This window comes from Burkholderia sp. MSMB1589WGS, assembly GCF_001636105.1.
In the GTDB taxonomy this organism is placed as follows: Bacteria; Pseudomonadota; Gammaproteobacteria; order Burkholderiales; family Burkholderiaceae; genus Burkholderia; species Burkholderia humptydooensis.
In genome coordinates, this window is sequence record NZ_LNJT01000006.1 from 938,974 (window position 1) to 956,250 (window position 17,277).

General features: G+C 69.1%; 15 protein-coding genes and 1 pseudogene. 5 read left to right on the forward strand and 11 right to left on the reverse strand.

Going from position 1 to position 17,277, the window contains the following annotated elements:
• Window positions 1–14: 14 nt before the first annotated feature.
• Window positions 15–353, reverse strand: coding sequence for a P-II family nitrogen regulator (locus WT16_RS06570; protein ID WP_004198020.1), 339 nt, complete (start codon window positions 351–353; stop codon window positions 15–17).
• 368 nt (window positions 354–721) lie between these two features.
• Here WT16_RS06570 and WT16_RS06575 point away from each other — a divergent pair, with 368 nt between their 5' ends.
• Window positions 722–973, forward strand: a complete 252-nt coding sequence (locus WT16_RS06575) for an accessory factor UbiK family protein (protein ID WP_006024405.1) — start codon at window positions 722–724, stop codon at window positions 971–973.
• Between the two features lie 139 nt (window positions 974–1,112).
• A pseudogene (locus tag WT16_RS06580) lies at window positions 1,113–2,698 on the forward strand (YifB family Mg chelatase-like AAA ATPase).
• 317 nt (window positions 2,699–3,015) lie between these two features.
• Here WT16_RS06580 and WT16_RS06585 read toward each other — a convergent pair.
• Window positions 3,016–3,456, reverse strand: coding sequence for a GNAT family N-acetyltransferase (locus WT16_RS06585; protein WP_063532927.1), 441 nt, complete (start codon window positions 3,454–3,456; stop codon window positions 3,016–3,018).
• On the opposite strand from WT16_RS06585, the gene WT16_RS33515 reads away from it, so the two are divergent.
• Window positions 3,446–3,610, forward strand: a complete 165-nt coding sequence (locus tag WT16_RS33515; RefSeq protein WP_156521405.1) for a hypothetical protein — start codon at window positions 3,446–3,448, stop codon at window positions 3,608–3,610. The genes WT16_RS06585 and WT16_RS33515 overlap by 11 nt on opposite strands.
• A 136-nt stretch (window positions 3,611–3,746) precedes the next feature.
• Window positions 3,747–4,526 (forward strand): alpha/beta fold hydrolase, encoded by a 780-nt coding sequence (locus WT16_RS06590; protein ID WP_063532928.1) that lies wholly within the window; start codon window positions 3,747–3,749, stop codon window positions 4,524–4,526.
• 405 nt (window positions 4,527–4,931) lie between these two features.
• Here the strand turns inward: WT16_RS06590 and WT16_RS06595 are convergent, their stop codons facing one another.
• Window positions 4,932–5,531, reverse strand: a complete 600-nt coding sequence (locus WT16_RS06595) for a hypothetical protein (RefSeq protein ID WP_348982051.1) — start codon at window positions 5,529–5,531, stop codon at window positions 4,932–4,934.
• Window positions 5,532–5,811: 280 nt separating this feature from the next.
• On the opposite strand from WT16_RS06595, the gene WT16_RS06600 reads away from it, so the two are divergent.
• On the forward strand, window positions 5,812–6,348 hold the full coding sequence (locus WT16_RS06600; protein WP_063532930.1) for a TlpA disulfide reductase family protein: 537 nt from the start codon (window positions 5,812–5,814) through the stop codon (window positions 6,346–6,348).
• A 58-nt stretch (window positions 6,349–6,406) separates the two neighbouring features.
• Here the strand turns inward: WT16_RS06600 and WT16_RS06605 are convergent, their stop codons facing one another.
• From WT16_RS06605 to WT16_RS06640, 8 genes are all read right to left on the reverse strand, one after another.
• Window positions 6,407–7,762: a sigma-54 dependent transcriptional regulator gene (locus WT16_RS06605; RefSeq protein WP_006024398.1), complete on the reverse strand. Its 1,356-nt coding sequence runs from the start codon at window positions 7,760–7,762 to the stop codon at window positions 6,407–6,409.
• Window positions 7,763–7,811: 49 nt separating this feature from the next.
• A complete protein-coding gene (locus WT16_RS06610) occupies window positions 7,812–9,845 on the reverse strand; it encodes an ATP-binding protein (RefSeq protein WP_063532931.1) in 2,034 nt (677 codons plus the stop codon).
• A gap of 2 nt (window positions 9,846–9,847) precedes the next feature.
• Window positions 9,848–11,134 carry a dicarboxylate/amino acid:cation symporter gene (locus tag WT16_RS06615; protein ID WP_006024396.1) on the reverse strand — a complete coding sequence of 429 codons (1,287 nt, stop codon included), beginning with the start codon at window positions 11,132–11,134 and terminating at the stop codon, window positions 9,848–9,850.
• 366 nt (window positions 11,135–11,500) lie between these two features.
• The gene (locus WT16_RS06620; protein ID WP_059932714.1) at window positions 11,501–13,216 is read right to left on the reverse strand and encodes a cation acetate symporter; all 1,716 of its coding nucleotides are present in this window, start codon (window positions 13,214–13,216) and stop codon (window positions 11,501–11,503) included.
• 11 nt (window positions 13,217–13,227) lie between these two features.
• Window positions 13,228–13,533 (reverse strand): DUF485 domain-containing protein, encoded by a 306-nt coding sequence (locus tag WT16_RS06625; RefSeq protein WP_059932670.1) that lies wholly within the window; start codon window positions 13,531–13,533, stop codon window positions 13,228–13,230.
• A 124-nt stretch (window positions 13,534–13,657) separates the two neighbouring features.
• Complete coding sequence (locus WT16_RS06630; RefSeq protein ID WP_063532932.1) at window positions 13,658–14,863, reverse strand: CaiB/BaiF CoA-transferase family protein; 1,206 nt, start codon at window positions 14,861–14,863, stop codon at window positions 13,658–13,660.
• 25 nt (window positions 14,864–14,888) lie between these two features.
• Window positions 14,889–16,031: an acyl-CoA dehydrogenase family protein gene (locus tag WT16_RS06635; RefSeq protein WP_006024392.1), complete on the reverse strand. Its 1,143-nt coding sequence runs from the start codon at window positions 16,029–16,031 to the stop codon at window positions 14,889–14,891.
• Window positions 16,032–16,045: 14 nt separating this feature from the next.
• The gene (locus WT16_RS06640; protein ID WP_063532933.1) at window positions 16,046–17,257 is read right to left on the reverse strand and encodes an acyl-CoA dehydrogenase family protein; all 1,212 of its coding nucleotides are present in this window, start codon (window positions 17,255–17,257) and stop codon (window positions 16,046–16,048) included.
• Window positions 17,258–17,277 lie beyond the last annotated feature (20 nt).

Sequence of the window (17,277 nt, forward strand, 5' to 3'; positions counted from 1 at the left end):
GCTCGTGTCTCTTGTTACAGGGCGTCAGCGCCCGTCTCCCCAGTACGAATCCGAATCACCTGCTCGATCGACGTGACGAAGATCTTGCCGTCGCCGATCTTCCCCGTACGCGCCGCGCGCTCGATCGCCTCGACGGCCTGGTCGACGAGGTCGTCCGACACCGCGGCTTCGATCTTCATCTTAGGAAGGAAATCGACGACATATTCGGCCCCCCGGTACAGCTCGGTATGCCCCTTCTGGCGGCCGAACCCCTTGACCTCCGTCACCGTGATGCCCGAGACGCCGAGCGCCGAGAGCGCCTCGCGCGTCTCATCGAGCTTGAACGGCTTGATGATTGCGGTAATCAGTTTCATGAAGTCCTCTCGCTATGGTGGTTGTCCCATCACTGCTGCAATGTGTAGCGAAACACCTACAGCAACTCGCATGCCATATCGGCACACGCCGGTCTCGAAAGGCTTTCACGCAGATTTCCGCTATCCGCACACGCTTGCGTAAACGCAAGCGCGCCTTGGCCGAACGGCCAACGCGGGCCCGGTTTGCTGGCGCGCTGAAAGGAAGGTTGCTAGAGTGCACGCACGTCCGGCGCATCACGAACGCGGCTTCACGCGGGCGAATGCCCGGAAAACGGGCCTGCGGGCGCACCAATTTCGGTCATGCGCAATTCGTGGGCACGACTGCAACGGCTATTGCACAAATTTTGTGCATCTGGAAGGGGAACACCATGAAGCAACCCAGCGACGTTTTCAACGACCTGCAGGCGCGCATCGGCGATCTGCTGAAAAACTCGCCGGTCAAGGATGTCGAGCGCAACGTGAAGGCCATGCTCACGCAAGGCTTCTCGAAGCTCGACCTCGTCACCCGCGAAGAATTCGACACGCAGGCGCAGGTGCTCGCGCGTACCCGCGCGCGGCTCGAGGAGCTCGAAAAGCGCGTCGCCGAACTCGAACAGAAGCTGGCCGACGTCCAGTCGTGACGTCCGCCGCCGCTCGTATTCGCTGAGCGGCTTCCCCCGCAGTTCGCGCCACGCCGGCAAGCGCGCATCGAAACCATCCTCCGGACGCCACGGGCGGCGCGATTCGCGCCGCCCGGTCCGGGTCACGCGGAGTCGAATCATGTCGCTTGCCGTGGTGCGCAGCCGCGCGCCCGCTGCCGGCCGCGCGCCGGAAGTCACCGTCGAAGTCCATCTCGCCAACGGGCTGCCGTCGTTTTCGATCGTCGGGCTGCCCGATCTCGAAGTGCGCGAAAGCCGCGAGCGCGTGCGCGCCGCGCTGCAGAACTGCGGCTTCGAATTCCCCGTGCGGCGCATCACCGTCAACCTCGCGCCCGCCGACTTGCCGAAGGAGTCCGGCCGCTTCGATCTGCCGATCGCGCTCGGCATCCTCGCCGCGAGCGGCCAGCTTCCGGCAGGCGCGCTCGACGGCCGCGAGTTCGCGGGCGAGCTGTCGCTGACGGGCGCGCTGCGGCCGATGCGCGGCGCGTTCGCGATGGCGTGCGGCGCCGCCCGCGGCCAGCAGGCGGACGAAAGCGGCTCGTCCGCGGATGCCGAATCGCCGCCCGTGGCGATGACGGCGGCGGCCGCGGAGCTTTACCTGCCGCTGCCGAGCGCGGCCGAAGCGGCGCTCGTGCCGGGCGTGACGGTATACGGCGCGGCCGATCTGCCCGCGCTGTGCGCGCATCTCGCCGACGCGCCGGACGGGCGGCTCGCGCCCGTCGCCGCGCCCCCGTCTCGACGCGCGCCCCGCGGCATCCGCCCCCCGACCTCGCGGACGTGATCGGCCAGACGAGCGCGAAGCGCGCGCTCGAAGTCGCGGCGGCGGGCGGCCACCACATGCTGATGATCGGGCCGCCGGGCGCGGGCAAGTCGATGCTCGCCGCGCGCCTGCCGGCCCTCTTGCCGCCGCTCACCGACGACGAGGCGCTGACGTCGGCCGCGATCCTGTCGTCGAGCCGCGCCGGCTTCTCGCTCGCGCAATGGCGGCGGCGCCCGTTTCGCGCGCCGCATCACTCGTCGAGCTCGGCCGCGCTCGTCGGCGGCCGCAATCCGCCGCAGCCGGGCGAGATCACGCTCGCGCACCTGGGCGTGCTGTTCCTCGACGAGTTGCCGGAATTCGACCGGCATGTGCTCGAGACGCTGCGCGAGCCGCTCGAAGCGGGCCGCATCACGATCTCGCGCGTCGCGCTGCAGGCGGATTTCCCGGCCGCGTGCCAGTTGATCGCCGCGATGAATCCCTGCCCGTGCGGCTGGCGCGGCGACCCCGGCGGCCGCTGCCGCTGCTCGCCCGAGATCGCCGCGCGCTATCTGCGCAAGCTGTCCGGGCCGCTCCTCGACCGGATCGACATCCAGATCGAGATTCCCGCGCTTACGCCCGCCGAGCTGGCCGAACGGCCCGCAACCGCCGGAGAATCGAGCGAGACCGTGGCCGCGCGCGTCGCGCTCGCGCGCGGGCGGCAATTCGCGCGGCAGCGCAAGACCAACCACATGCTGACGGGCCGCGAGACCGATGCGTTCTGCCGTCCGGACAGCGCGGGCGAGACGCTGCTGCGCGACGCTGGCGAGCGGTTCCGCTGGTCGGCGCGGGCGTACTACCGGGTGCTGAAGGTCGCGCGGACGATCGCCGATCTCGCGGGCGACGAGGCGCCGAGCGCTGCGCATATCGCCGAGGCGATCCAGTACCGACGGGTGTTCGCACCGGCGTGAACGGGACCTCGATCCGAGAATCCGCCGACGGTTGCCGAGGCGGAACCCGGAAAGGCGGCGGAGTGGCGGGCGATGTGGCGCCGCACCGCGAGCGGCGACATGGAACGATGCGTCAATGCCAAGCTGACGCCCGCCGGAATACCGGCCTGGGTCGAGAGAGAACCGGCGGGCGCGCGCCATCGGCAGAACGAGCCGCGCGTCGATGCGATCGGCGCGATGCAGCCGTGCCGCGAACGCTGCGTGTCGACCGGCGGCGCGATACTGGAATGCGCGCGAACAGAAGCGCCCGTCGCTCGCGACTTCCCGGCCGAGCGCCGTCAGTCGCCCGCTTCCCGTGTCTCCAGCAGCCGATATTCGCCGTCCTTCGATACGCCCGAATCGATTTCGACGAATCCGTGCGCGCGATAGAACGCGAGCGCTCGTTCGTTCCGCACGAGACACTTGAGCCGGTAGCGCTCGGCGGGCCGGCCCGGCAGCGCGCGCAGCAGCGCGCTGCCGATTCCTCCACGCAGCCTCGATCCCGCGACGTACAGATGATGGACGAAGCGCTCCGGCTCCCACACCGACACGAAGCCGACGATACCCTCGCCCTCCGCTTGCGCGACGAGCAGCGATTCGCCCCGCGTGTGCGCGTCGAAATCGTCGAGTGCGAAGTTGTCTGCTGGCAGCCAGACGAACGTGTCGCGGCGCGCGCGCAGATAGAGCGCGCGCAATGCAGGCCAGTCGGCGCGACAGGCGGCACGGACGATGATCGCCATGTTTTTTTACCCGAGAACGGTGGCGCTGCCCACGGAAAGCGCCCGGCGCCCGACGTTCAGCGCGATGGCCATCGCAACCGCAGCCGACAATAACAACGACACGGCCGAGCATTCGAACCGCGAAACGAAAACGGGAATCGTGGGCGAATCGTAATATAGTAGGCGCAATGACGCCCTTGCTTTCAACACAGGGCATCGCCTCGCGTCCTGCGCCCCGAGCATTCGCGGCGCCGCTGGACCGCCCGAAGACTTGCCTTCCCTGACACGGACCGACACTGGAGCGATCGCGCATGGCCCTGCTGCCCGGCACCCTCACCATTCCCGACCGACGCGAGCACGCGCGGCACCGGCTGCTGATGTTCCATCACGCGTGCGGCTCCGCAACGAACTACTTCCGGTGGGCCGTCGCGTTTCCGCCGCATGTCGAAGTCTGGCTCGTCGAGCTGCCTGGGCGGGGCAGAAGTCTCAAGCACGCCGCCTTCGACACGCTGCCGGCGCTGCGCGACTACCTGCGCGAGCTGGCCCCCGCGCTCCCCGCCGACTATGCGATCTTCGGCCACAGCATGGGCGCGCTCGTCGCGTACTGCTTCGCGCACGACATGACGCAGCTCGGGCGTGCGCCGCGCTGGCTCGGCGTATCGGGCGCCGACTCGCCGTTCGCCGCGTCGCGGCGCCGCGCGTTCCCGGTCCATCAGCGCCCCGACGCGGCGATCGTCGAGCACCTCGCGACGCTCGGCGGCACGCCGCCCGAAGTCTTCGCGCACGACGAGTTGCGCGCGATGCTGCTGCAACTCGCGAAGGCCGACTTCCGGATCGTCGAGGCGTTCTTTCCGCTCGCGCCGGCCACGCCGTTGCCCGTGCCCGTCACGGTCTTCGCCGGCGCGCACGACACCGTGCTGTCCGAGGGCGGGCTGCAGGACTGGCAGCGCGCGTCGACGCTGCCGATCGGGCGCGAGACGTTCGACGGCGGGCATTTCTACCTGCTCGACACGCCGTCCGCCGTGCATGGCGCGATCGACGCCGCGCTGACGAAGCTCGAACGGCGGGCGGACATCTCCGTCGTGCAGTAATCGGAAGGTGGCGGGATCGCGGCCGACCGCACCGCCCGCGGGCGTCGGCACAAGGGTTTCGAGCCCGGTCGCCTTCGAGCGACCGGCAAAAAGATGCATGTCAAGACTTGACTTATGCACAATTGGCCGAATCCAGCCCAATCTCAGCACGTTCCAGCCATCACTTGAAGCGTTCCTTGCAATGCATTGATTTTATTGATTTTTTGCAAGTGCAAAGATTGCGGGCAATCTAACTGAAAGGCCCTCTGGCGGGCCTTTGCCGACTGCCCGTCGAACTTTTCAACAAAGTTGTCCACAGTGTCTGTGGATAGTCGAAAAAATCCCGCAAAATCCGGCGATTAGCGCCCGTTCTTGCGAAGGAACTTTCACTCCGGAACCGGCTCTCATGCATCCCGCATCGCCCGCTCAATCGAGTTTTAACGAGCCGAAAAATTGTTCAAGCGGCTCCGACGCCAGCGGCGCATCGGAAATCACGATCACTTCGTACACGTGCCGGCCGTGCGCGACGAGCCTCGCGATCACCGTCTTCGACGCGCGCGCGCCGGACGCGCCATCCGCCTGCCGATCCGCGCCGGATGCATCCGATGCGCCGGCAGGCGCCCCGCTCATCCGCAGCTCGACGCCCGCCGTCTGGCCGCCGGCCGCGAGCGGCACGAACACCGCCTGTTCGGACGGCTGCGCGCGCAGATTGCGCGCCAAGCCGGTGCGCAGATAGTCGAGCGCCGCGTGCTGGGTCGCGTCGCGGTCGTCCGGCAGCATCACCGTGCCGACGGCGAACACCGCGCCGCCGACGTGCGCCGCCTGCATCCGCATCTTCATCGGCACGCCGCCGATCGCGACCGGATGCTCTTCGACGGTCGGCTTGGCCGGCAGGTCGATCGTGTAGCCAGCATCGTTGTGCAGCGTGCGCCAGTCATAGGCGGGCGAGCACGCGGCCAGCGACGCGAGCGCGCCGAGCACGACGGCCGCGCGGCGCGCGCGAACGCCCGGCGACGCGCGGCCCACGCGCCCACGCGTCGCCCCCGACGGACGTAACCGCGCCGCCGGGCCGAACGCCTCAGGCCGGCCAATCGAACGGAAACGAAGCAAGCGCGCGTAGCGAAGAGCGGCACGAATCATGAAAAAGGGTGCAATGGACGTAGAACGAAGCTGCATTATCGCCGCTCGGCGCGACAGCGCGGCGCCGGTGCGCACGTCCGATTGACGGTACAATGAGCGCCGTTCGCATCGATCGGGCGCCCGCACGCGGCGCCGCCTGAAGTCCACGCATTCAGAGGTCCCGCAGATGAGCCCCGCTCCCGCCTCCGCCGGCCGCCGCGCCGGCCCATTGCGCTACGTCGCGATCGCCTTCGCCGTGGTCGCGATCGCCGTCGCCGGCTATTTCGCGTTCAACGGCAAGTCCAGCGCGCCCGAAGCGACGTTCACGCTGCTGTCCGGCCAGAAAGTCTCGACCGCCGCCGATCTGAAGGGCAAAGTCTATCTCGTCAACTTCTGGGCGACGAGCTGCGCGACCTGCATGCAGGAAATGCCGCAGATGGTCGACACGTACAACCGCTTCAAGGGCCAGGGCCTCGAATTCGTCGCGGTCGCGATGAACTACGATCCGCCGATGTACGTCGCGAACTACGCGCAGACGCGCCGGTTGCCGTTCAAGGTCGCGCTCGACGACGGCAGCGTCGCGAAGCAGTTCGGCAACGTCCAGCTCACTCCGACGACATTCGTGATCGGCAAGGACGGCAAGATCCTGAAGCGCTACGTCGGCGCGCCGCAGTTCGCGGAGCTCGATCAACTGCTGCAAAAGGCGCTCGACACGAGCGCGTGAGCGCGCCCTGCATCGCGGCGCCGCCGCGCGGATCGCTCGACGCGGGCCCCCGCCCGCATCAGCGGTCCGTTTCTCCTTTCGCGCTCAGCCCATAGCGCTTCATCTTCTCGTAGAGCGTCGCCTTGCCGACGTGCAGCTTGTCGGCCGTCGTCGCGACCGCGCCGCCCGTGCGATTCAGCGTCTCGGCGATCACCGCGCGCTCGAATTGCTCGATGCGCTCCTTCAGCGACTGCTCGGCGCTCTCGTCGGCTTGCGCGCCCGCGTCGCCGGCGATGTCTTCCGTCACGCCGAGCACGAAGCGGTCGGCCGCGTTGCGCAGCTCGCGCACGTTGCCCGGCCAGTCGCGCTGCATCAGGCTCGCGCGCTGACGATCGGTGAGAAGCGGCGCGGGGCGCCCGTAGCGCACCGCCGCGTCGAGCATGAAGTGCTCGAAGAGGGGCACGATGTCCTCGCGACGCTCGGCGAGCGGCGGCAGCGCGATCGTCACGACGTTCAGCCGATACAGCAGGTCGCGCCGGAACGTGCCTGCCGCGACGTGCTCGCTCATGTCGCCCTTCGCCGCCGCGACCACGCGGCAGTTCACGCGGATCGGCTGGTTCGAGCCGAGCCGCTCGAGCACCCCGTCCTGCAGCACGCGCAACAGCTTCACCTGCAGCGCGAGCGGCATGCTCTCGATCTCGTCGAGGAACAGCGTGCCGCCTGACGCGTACTCGAGCTTGCCGATACGGCGCTTTGCCGCGCCGGTGAACGCGCCCGGCTCGTAGCCGAACATTTCGGATTCGAACATCGGCTCGGGCAGCGCGCCGCAGTTGACCGCGATGAACGGCTTGTCGCGGCGCGGCGACAGCTCGTGCAGGCTGCGCGCGATCAGCTCCTTGCCGGCGCCGGTGTCGCCGTTGATGAGGACCGACGCGTCGGTCGGCGCGACGTTGGCGATCAGCCGCCGCACCTGCTCGATTGCGGGGCTGCGGCCGATGATCCGCGGCGCGACGACGCCCTGCCCCGCGAGCTCGCGCCGCAGCGCGTGATTCTCGAGCACGAGCGCGCGCCGCTCGAGCGCGCGCCGCACCGTCTCGATCAGGCGCTCGGCCGCGAACGGCTTTTCGATGAAATCGTATGCGCCGTCGCGCATCGCCTGCACGGCCATCGAGATGTCGCCGTGCCCGGTGACGAGCACGACGGGCACGTCGGGCGTGCGTTCGCGGCACTGCGCGAGCAGATCGAGGCCGCTCGCGCCGGGCAGGCGGATGTCGGACACGATCACGCCGGCCGCGTCGCCGCCGATCGCCTTCTCGGCCGCCTCGACCGAACCGAATCCGATGACGTCGAAGCCCGCGAGCTGCAGGCTCTGCACGCTCGCGCGGCGCACGAGCTCGTCGTCTTCGATGTAGATCACTTGCAGGCGGTTCGCCATCTTCTGTCACCCCATGATGCTGACACGCGCCGCGCGCGAAAAAGCGCGCTCAGCGCGCGGCGGAAGTGTCCGGATGATGCGTGCGCACGCGGCGCAGCGTCAAGACGAACTCCGCGCCGCCCGCCGGCGCGTTTCGCGCGGTGAGCGAGCCGCCCGCGTCGCGCGCGATCGACGACGAGATCGCGAGGCCGAGCCCGAGCCCGCGCCCCATTTCCTTCGTCGTGAAGAACGGCTCGAACAGCCGCGCGAGCGATTCCGGCGCGATCCCCGGCCCATTGTCGCGCACGACGATCGCAAGCGTCGCGGCCGTCGCGCGGATCGTCACGTCGATGCGCGGCGCGGCGGCCGTCGCGACCGCGTCGAGCGCGTTGCCGAGCAGGTTGATGAGCACCTGCTCGAGCCGCAGATCCTCGCAGCGCGCGACGAGCGCCGGCTCGTCCCGCGACGGATCGAAGCGCGCGGCCTCGACAGGATCGCGCGTCTCGTCGCGCAGCGTGATCGCAAGCTCGACGCCCTGCATCCGCTCCTTGAGCAGCGCGAGCACGTTGCGCAGCGCGCGCGCGACGTGCGCCTGCTCGTTGCGCGGCTTCGCGCGCCCGACGAACAGCTTCAACTGATTCGTGATCTTGCCCATCCGCTCGGTGAGCGCCGCGATCGCCTCGAGGTTCTCGCGCGCGGCCGCCTGCTCGCCGCGGTCGAGCAGCACGCGCGTGTTGTCGGAGAAGCTGCGAAGCGCGGCGAGCGGCTGGTTCAGCTCGTGCGTGATGCCGGCCGCCATCTGGCCGAGCGCGGCGAGCTTGCTCGCCTGGACGAGCTCGTCGTGCGCGGCCCGCAGCTCCTGCTCCGCGCGGATCCGCTCGCCGACTTCCTTCTTGAGCCGCGCGTTCGCCTGCGACAGATCGGCCGTGCGCTCCTCGACGCGCCGGTTCAGCTCCGCATACGCGCTTTGCAGCAGCACGCGGCTGCGCAGCATCTCCTTCACGCGCGCGCGACGCGTGCGCCAGTAGAACGCGAGCAGGCTGAGCGACACGAAGCCGAACGCGGTGACGATCGTCGCATTGCGCGCGTCGGCGTCGACGGGCTCGATCGGCGCGAGCGTGACGAGCTGCCAGTCGGGCTCGCCGAGCAGGCGGCGCGTCGCGAGATAGCGCGGCGCGCGGCGCCCCGCGCCCATCCGCACGATCTGCGCATCGGGCCCGAGCACACGCTCGACGCGCAGCGGCAGCGGCGTCACCGGATACTGCGCATACTGGCGCGTCTCGTGGATCGACGTCGCGATCGGCCCCGGCAGCGGCTTGAGCGTGTGGTACTTCCACTCCGGCACCGACGACAGGAAGATCACGCCGTGGTCGTCGGCGACGACGAGCGGCTCCGACGCGTCCGCGCCCTGGAACCATTCGAGATTGAGCTTCACGACCGCGACGCCGACGATCTTGCCGTCGTGCCGCACGGGTTGCGAGATGTAGTAGCCGGGATCGCGCGAGATCGTGCCGATTCCGAAGAAGCGGCCGGTGCCGCCCTTCACCGCATCGATGAAGTACGGGCGGAACTGATAGCCGATGCCGGTGAAGCTGTCCGGGCCGCGCCAGTTGCTCGCGGCGACGCACAGCCCGTTCGCGGTGATCACGTAGGTCGCCGTCGCGTGCGCGTGGCGGTTCACGTCCTCGAGGTAGGCGTTCGCCCGATTCACGCGGCGGCGATTGCCCGGCGCGGCGAGGACGTCCTGCACGAACGGATGGCCGCCCAGCAGGTACGGCAGGGATTCGTAGCGGTCGAGCGTGCTTTTCAGCGCGTTCGTCGTGCGGTCCACGCGCGCCGCCGCGCTGTCCCGCAAATCGGCGACGCCGCGCTGCCATGTGATGGTCCACGTGAGCGCGCACGCGGCCGCGAGCATCGCGGCGAGCGCGAGAACGACGAGCAGGCGGCGCTTCACGGTGACGGCTTCCGGATTGTAAGGATCGTCTATTGTGGCATAGCCGCCGCCCGAAAAGGCCGCGGGGCCGGGCGAAGCGCGCTTCGACGCGCCCGGCCCGGCCCCGCCCGGCGGGCGCGCCGCTGCGCGCCCCGCCGTGTTTCCGCTCATCGTCAGATCCGCGCGGCTTCGCCCGCGGCGGCCCCGCCGTTGCCCGACAGCGCCGCGCGCAGCTTCGCGCGGTCGAGTTCCTTCTCCCATGCGGACACGACGACCGTCGCCACGCCGTTGCCGACGATGTTGGTCAGCGCGCGGCATTCGCTCATGAAGCGGTCGATGCCGAGGATCAGCACCATGCCGGACAGCGGAATGGTCGGCACGACGGCGAGCGTCGCGGCAAGCGTGATGAAGCCCGCGCCCGTCACGCCGCTCGCGCCCTTCGACGTCAGCATCGCGACCGCGAGCAGCGTGAGCTGCTGCATCCACGTGAGCTCGATGTTGGTGGCCTGCGCGATGAAGAGGACGGCCATCGTCATGTAGATGTTGGTGCCGTCGAGGTTGAACGAATAGCCGGTCGGCACGACGAGGCCGACGACCGAGCGCGAGCAGCCCGCCTTCTCGAGCTTCTCCATCAGTTGCGGCAGCGCCGCTTCCGACGAGCTCGTGCCGAGCACGATCAGCAGCTCTTCCTTGATGTAGCCGACGAAGCGGATGATCGAGAAGCCGGTGAAGCGCGCGATCGTGCCGAGCACGACGAGCACGAACACGACCGACGTCAGGTAGAACGTGCCGATCAGCTTGAGCAGCGGCACGAGCGAGCCGACGCCGTACTTGCCGATCGTGAACGCCATCGCGCCGAACGCGCCGATCGGCGCAAGCTTCGTGACGATGTGCACGATGCCGAACAGCACGCGCGTAACGCCGTCGATGAACTCGGTGACGACGCGGCCGCGCTCGCCGAGGTGCGCGAGCACCGAGCCGAACAGCAGCGCGATCAGCAGGATCTGCAGGATCTCGCCCTGCGCGAACGCGTCGATCATCGTGTTCGGGATGATGTGCATCAGGAAGTCGACGGTCGACTGGCCGTGCGCCTTCGCCGCGTACGACGCGACTTCCTTGCCGTTCAACGTCGCCGGATCGATGTTGAAGCCGACGCCCGGGCGCAGGATGTGCGTCGCTGCGAGGCCGAGCACGAGCGCGAACGTCGACACGATCTCGAAATACAGCAGCGCCTTGCCGCCGACGCGCCCCACCTTCTTCATGTCCTGCATGCCGGCGATGCCCGTCACGACGGTGCAGAAGATGATCGGGCCGATCACCATCTTGATCAGCTTGATGAAGCCGTCGCCGAGCGGCTTCATGTCGACGGCGAGCGACGGATAGTAGTGACCCAGGATCACGCCGACGACGATGGCGAAGATCACCTGCACGTAGAGGACTTTATAGAACGGTTTCTTCACGGTGGTTCCAGAGAAGAGAGAAGGTGAGTCGAAGGAGGTCGGCGTCACGCGCGCGGACGAATGTCAGGGGAAGCCACTCGCCCGCGCGGCTGCCGTGCCGCAACAAGCGATGGCCTCAGCGAATCCGGGGGAGGTGGACGAGATGGGTCATCGAATGTCTCCTTGCTGTAGTAGTGAGGCCCAGGCGGCCTTGGGCGTTTACTTTGCAAGGTCGATGCCAGCCACTCGATCAGGCTCAGCCTGTTGATTTCTCTGGGTTTTCCGAATCTTCGAGGGCGCGTGCGTTCCGGAAATCCGGATTTCCGGAACGCGGCCGTCCGGATCGCCGGACGAATCGCACGCCGCCGCGCGCTGCTTCCCGACGATTCAGTGCGTGACGGCCTGCGCGGCGAGCGCGCCCGTCTGCGCGTAGAACTCCTGCCGCGCGAACGCGTCGCGCTCGCGCCGCGCGCGCTCGCCGCGGTCGGCGAGCGAGCCGATCACGATGCCCGCGAACGCGAGCGGCACCGACACGAGCGCCGGGTTGTCGAGGAACACCGGCGCGTGCGCGTGATGCAGCACGTCGACCCACACCGATTTCGACAGCAGCGTGAGCACGACGGCCGACGCGAGCCCGAGCCCGCCGCCCGCCACCGCGCCGCGCGTCGTCATCCCGCGCCAGAAGATCGACGTCGCGAGCACCGGGAAATTCGCGCTCGCCGCGACGGCCGCGACGAGCCCGACCATGAACGCAACGTTCACGTGCTCGAACAGGATCGACAGGCCGATCGCCACTGCGGAGAGCGCGAGCGTCGCCGCGCGCGAAATGCGCATTTCGCGCCGCTCGTCCGGCAGGCCGCGCGCCCACATCTGCGCGTAGAGATCGTGCGAGATCGTCGTCGCGCCGGCAAGCGTCAGGCCCGCGACGACGGCGAGGATCGTCGCGAACGTGACAGCCGCGATGAAGCCGTAGAACCAGTTGCCGCCGACGGCCTGCGCGAGCTTCACCGCGACCATGTTCGAGCCGCCGACGAGATCGCGCGTGAGGCTGAACGCGCCCGTCGCGTCGTGGCGGAAGAACTCCGGATGCTGAGCGAGCAGCACGATCGCCGAGAAGCCGATCACGAACGTGAGCAGATAGAAGTAGCCGATGAAGCCCGTCGCGTACAGCACCGATTTGCGCGCCTCCTTCGCGTTCGGCACCGTGAAGAAGCGCATCAGGATGTGCGGAAAGCCCGCGGTGCCGAACATCAGCGCGATGCCGAGCGACAGCGCGTTCGCCGGATCGCGGATCAGCTTGCCGGGCCCCATGATGCCGAGCGCGCCCGGATGCACGGCCACCGCGCGGCGGAACATCTCGTCGACGCTGAAGCCGAACTCGCCGAGCGCGAGCGCGGCGAGCAGCGTCGCGCCGGCGAGCAGCAGCACGGCCTTGATCATCTGCACCCAGGTCGTCGCGGTCATTCCGCCGAAGAACACGTAGACGACCATCAGCACGCCGACGATCAGCTCCGCGACGCCGTACGACAGCCCGAACAGCAACTGGATCAGCTTGCCCGCGCCGACCATCTGCACGACGAGGTACAGCACGACGATCGTCAGCGCGTTCGCGGACGTGAGGAGCCGGATCGGCCGCTGCGCGAAGCGGTACGCGACGACGTCGACGAACGTGAACCTGCCGAGATTGCGCAGCGGCTCGGCGATCAGGAACATCACGAACGGCCAGCCGACGAGAAAGCCGATCGAATAGATGAGCCCGTCGAAGCCGAACGTGAACACCATGCCCGACAAGCCGAGAAACGACGCGGCCGACATGTAGTCGCCCGCGATCGCGAGGCCGTTCTGCAGGCCGGTGATGCCGCCGCCCGCCGTGTAGAAGTCGCGCGCGCAGCGGGTGCGGCGCGCGGCCCAGCGCGTCAACGCGAGCGTCGCGAACACGAAGACGAAGAACATGCCGATCGCGACGGGATTCAGCGCGACCTTGCCCGGCATCGGTGCGGCGGCGACGCCCATCGCGTGCGCGGCCGCGGGAGAAAGCGCCGCGCACGGGAAGAGCGCGGACAGTGCGAAAAGCGCGGGACGCGCGGTCGATTTGCGCAGCATCGCGGCCTCCGTCACGAACGCTCGAAGAGCGCGTCGAACGAGCGGTCGAACGAGCGGTTCGCGCGCAGCACGTAGCCCGCCGTCAGGCCGATCGCGACGAGTATGATCGCGACGCCCGCGACAATCCCGACGCTGATCGTCGCGCCCGCGTAGAGCGGCGCGGCGAGCGTGCGCGGCGCGAGCGCGACGAGCAGGATGAAGCCGTAGTACGTCGCGATCATCAGCGCCGTCAGCGTGAAGCTGAAGCGGCGCCGCGCACGCACGAGCTGCTGATAGTCGCGGCGAGCCACGACCGTTTCGATGACGGAAGTCTCCATGACGTCTCCTCCTCGATCGACGAGGTTGTTGTGTAATCGTTGCCGCCTGCGCGGCGGTCGTGCGTTCTGCGGTGATGCGGCGATGAAACGACGCGGCGACGCGGCGACGCATCGCATCGCCCGCTCAGACGACGCGGTTGCTGCGCAGTTGCGCGATCTCGCGCGCGGACATCCCGAGCCAGTCGCCCAGCACGCGTTCGGTATCCGCGCCGAGCACGGGCGGTGCGCCGCGCACGGGCAGGCGCTCGCCGTCGAACCGGTACGGCGGCGCGAGCACGTCGACTTCGCCCGCGGCCGGATGCGGCTGCCGCGTGACGAGCCCCGCCGATTGCGCGCGCTCGGAGGTGAGCGCCTCGCGCAGGCCGAGCACCTCGCCGCACGGAATGCCCGCGTCGGCGAGCGCCGCGAGCAGCGCCGCGCGCGGCCGGCGGCCGAGCTCGCGGAGAATCTCCGGCAGCAGTTCCGCGCGATTCGCGGAACGCGCGATGTTGGTCGCGAAGCGCGCGTCGGCCGCGAGCTCCGGCCGGCCGATCACGTCGCAAAAGCGCGCGAACTGCGCGTTGTTGCCGACCGTGATCACGATCGGGCCATCCGCCGCGTCGAACACACCATACGGGACGATCGACGGATGCGCGTTGCCGTAGCGCGGCGGGTCCTCGCCCATCAGCAGCGCTTCGAGCCCGTAGTACGACGTGACCATCAGCCCGCAATCGAAGAGCGCCATCTCGATGCGCCGCCCGCGCCCCGTCGCATGCCGCTCGTAGAGCGCGGCGAGGATCGCCTGCGCCGAGTACATGCCGGTGAAGAGATCCGCGACGGCGACGCCGAACTTCAGCGGCGGCCGCCCCGCTTCGCCGTTCAGCGCCATCAGGCCGGCCTCGCCCTGTACGACGAGGTCGTAGCCCGGCCGGCTCGCTTCGGGGCCCGAGCGGTCGTAGCCGGAGATCGCGCAATGGACGAGCCGCGGATTGAGCGCGGCGAGCGCGTCGTAGCCGAGCCCGAGCTTCTCCGCGCCGCCCGCCTTGAAGTTGTGCACGACGACGTCCGCCTGCGCGGCGAGCCCGCGCGCGATGCGCCGCCCCGCTTCCGTCTGCAGATCGACGCAGATCGAGCGCTTGCTGCGGTTCACGCTGTTGAAGTAGGTCGTCTCGGTGTCGCCGACGCGCAGGCCCCAGTCACGCGTGTCGTCGCCGCGCCGCGGATGCTCGACCTTGATCACCTCCGCGCCGAGATCCGCGAGCACCATCGCGCACCACGGCCCCGCGAGCACGCGCGAGAAGTCGAGCACCTTGATCCCCGCGAGCGGCTGCGCGCCCGGTTCGTTGCGCATCTTCGTCTCCCCCGTTCGTTCGCGGTCATTGCATCGGCTGCGGCTTCGACAGCGCGGCGTAGCGCGCGAGATGATGATCCTCGTCGCCGAGCTGGTGATCGATCATCACGAGCCGCTTCGCATAGTGCGCGAGCGGCAGCTCCCACGTCATCCCGATGCCGCCGTGAAGCTGGATGCTCTCCTCGGCGACGAGCGCGCCGATCCGCCCGACGCTGTATTTCGCGGCGGACAGCGCGCGCTCGCGCGCAACGCGCGGCGCGTCGAGCTGCGCGGCCGCGTTGATCACCGCCGAGCGCGCCTGCTCGATCTCGAGCAGCAGGTCCGCCATCCGGTGCTGCAGCGCCTGGAAGCTGCCGATCGGCACGCCGAACTGGCGGCGCGTGTGCAGATATTCGAGCGTGTGCGCCTTCGCGACGTCCATCGCGCCGAGCGCCTCCGCCGCGAGCGCGAGCAGGCCGAAGCCGATCGCGCGCTCGATCGCGTCGGCCGCTTCGCCCGGCGCGCCGAGCAGTGCGTCGCCTTCGAGCGCGACGCGCTCGAAGCGCACGTCGGCCGCGCGGCCGCCGTCGATCTTCCGGTAGCCGCGCACCGCCACGCCCGCCGCCGTCTTCGGCACGACGAAGAGCGACAGGCCCGCCGCGTCGTCGTCGCCGCCCGCGGTGCGCGCGCTCACGACGAAGAACGTCGCGTGCTCGCCGCAATCGACGACGGCCTTCGCGCCGTCGAGCACCCAGCGCCCGCCTTCGCGCGTCGCGCGCGTCCTCACGGTGTGCAGCTCGTAGTGCGTGCCGGGCTCCGCGTGCGCGAACGCGCCGATCGCGCGCCCTTCGATCAGCGCCGCGAGCCGTTCGCGGTGCGCGGGGCCGCCCGCCTGCGCGAGCGCACGCCCGGCCATCAGCGCGCCGGCGAACGGCTCGACGACGAGCCCGCGGCCGACGCACTCGAACACGAGCGCGATGTCGAAGCCCGCGCCGCCGAAGCCGCCGCAGTCCTCCGGGAAGAGCGCGCCGATCGCGCCCAGCTCGGCGAAGCGCCGCCACATGTCGTCGCTGTAGCCGGCATCGGACAGCGCGATCCGGTCGCGCGCGGCGAACGGATATTGCTCGGCGATGAAGCGGTTCAGGCTGTCCGCCAGCATCCGGCGGTCTTCGGTGTGTCGAAAGTCCATGATCGTCCTTCCCCTTACAGCCCGAGAATCATCTTCGAGACGATGTTCTTCTGGATCTCGTTCGAGCCGCCGAAGATCGACAGCTTGCGGTTGTTGAAATACTGCGCCGCCGCGCTCACCGCTTCGGGCAGGCCGCCCAACGGCTCGCCGTCGTCGGCGGCGTCGAGCGCTTCGTCGATGAACGGCTGCGCGTGCGGCCCCATCGCGCGCCGCATCAGCGACGAAATCTCCTGGCGGATCTGCGTGCCGCGGATCTTCAGCATCGAGCTCTCCGCACCCGGCGCGCCGCCGCCCGCGACGGCCGCGAGCACGCGCAGGTTCGTCGTCTTCATGTTGTCGAGCTCGATCTCGACGCGCGCGAGCCGCGCGGCGAAGAGCGGATCGTCGGCGAGCGGCCGGCCGTTCTTCGTCACTTTCGCCGCCACCGCGCGCAACTTGTCCAGCGCCGCGACCGAAAAGCCCACGCCCGCGATGTTCGTGCGCTCATACGTGAGCAGGTATTTCGCGTAGGTCCAGCCCTTGTTCTCCTCGCCGACCAGGTTCTCGGCGGGCACGCGCACGTCGGTGAAGAACACTTCGTTGACTTCGTGCTCGCCGTCGAGCGTGACGATCGGGCGCACCTCCACGCCGGGCGAACTCATGTCGACAAGCAGGAAGCTGATGCCTTCCTGCTTGCGCACGCCGGTCGCGGTGCGCACGAGGCAGAAGATCATGTTCGCGTAGTGGCCGAGCGTCGTCCACGTCTTCTGGCCGTTGACGATGTAGTGGTCGCCCTGCGCGTCGACGCCCCGCACCGCGCTCGTCGAAACCGACGCGAGATCGGAGCCCGCGCCCGGCTCCGAATAGCCCTGGCACCACCAGTCGGTGCCGTCGAGAATGCGCGGCAGCCAGCGGCGCTTCTGCGCTTCGCTGCCGAACTTGATGAGCACGGGGCCGAGCATGTTCACGCCGAACGGCACGATGCGCGGCGCGCCCGCGATCGCGCATTCGTTATCGAACAGGAACTTCTGCGCGACGCTCCAGCCGGGGCCGCCCCATTCGCGCGGCCAGTGGCTCGCGAGCCAGCCCCGCGCGTTGAGGATGGCGTGCCATTCGCGCATGTCGTCGCGCGTGAGACGCAAGCCGCCCTTCACCTTGCGCGAAATGCGCGGCGGCAGCGCGTCGGCGAGAAAGCGCTGCACTTGCGCGCGGAACGCTTCCTCTTCTGCGGTGAAATTGAGATCCATGTGCGTCGTTCTCGAATACT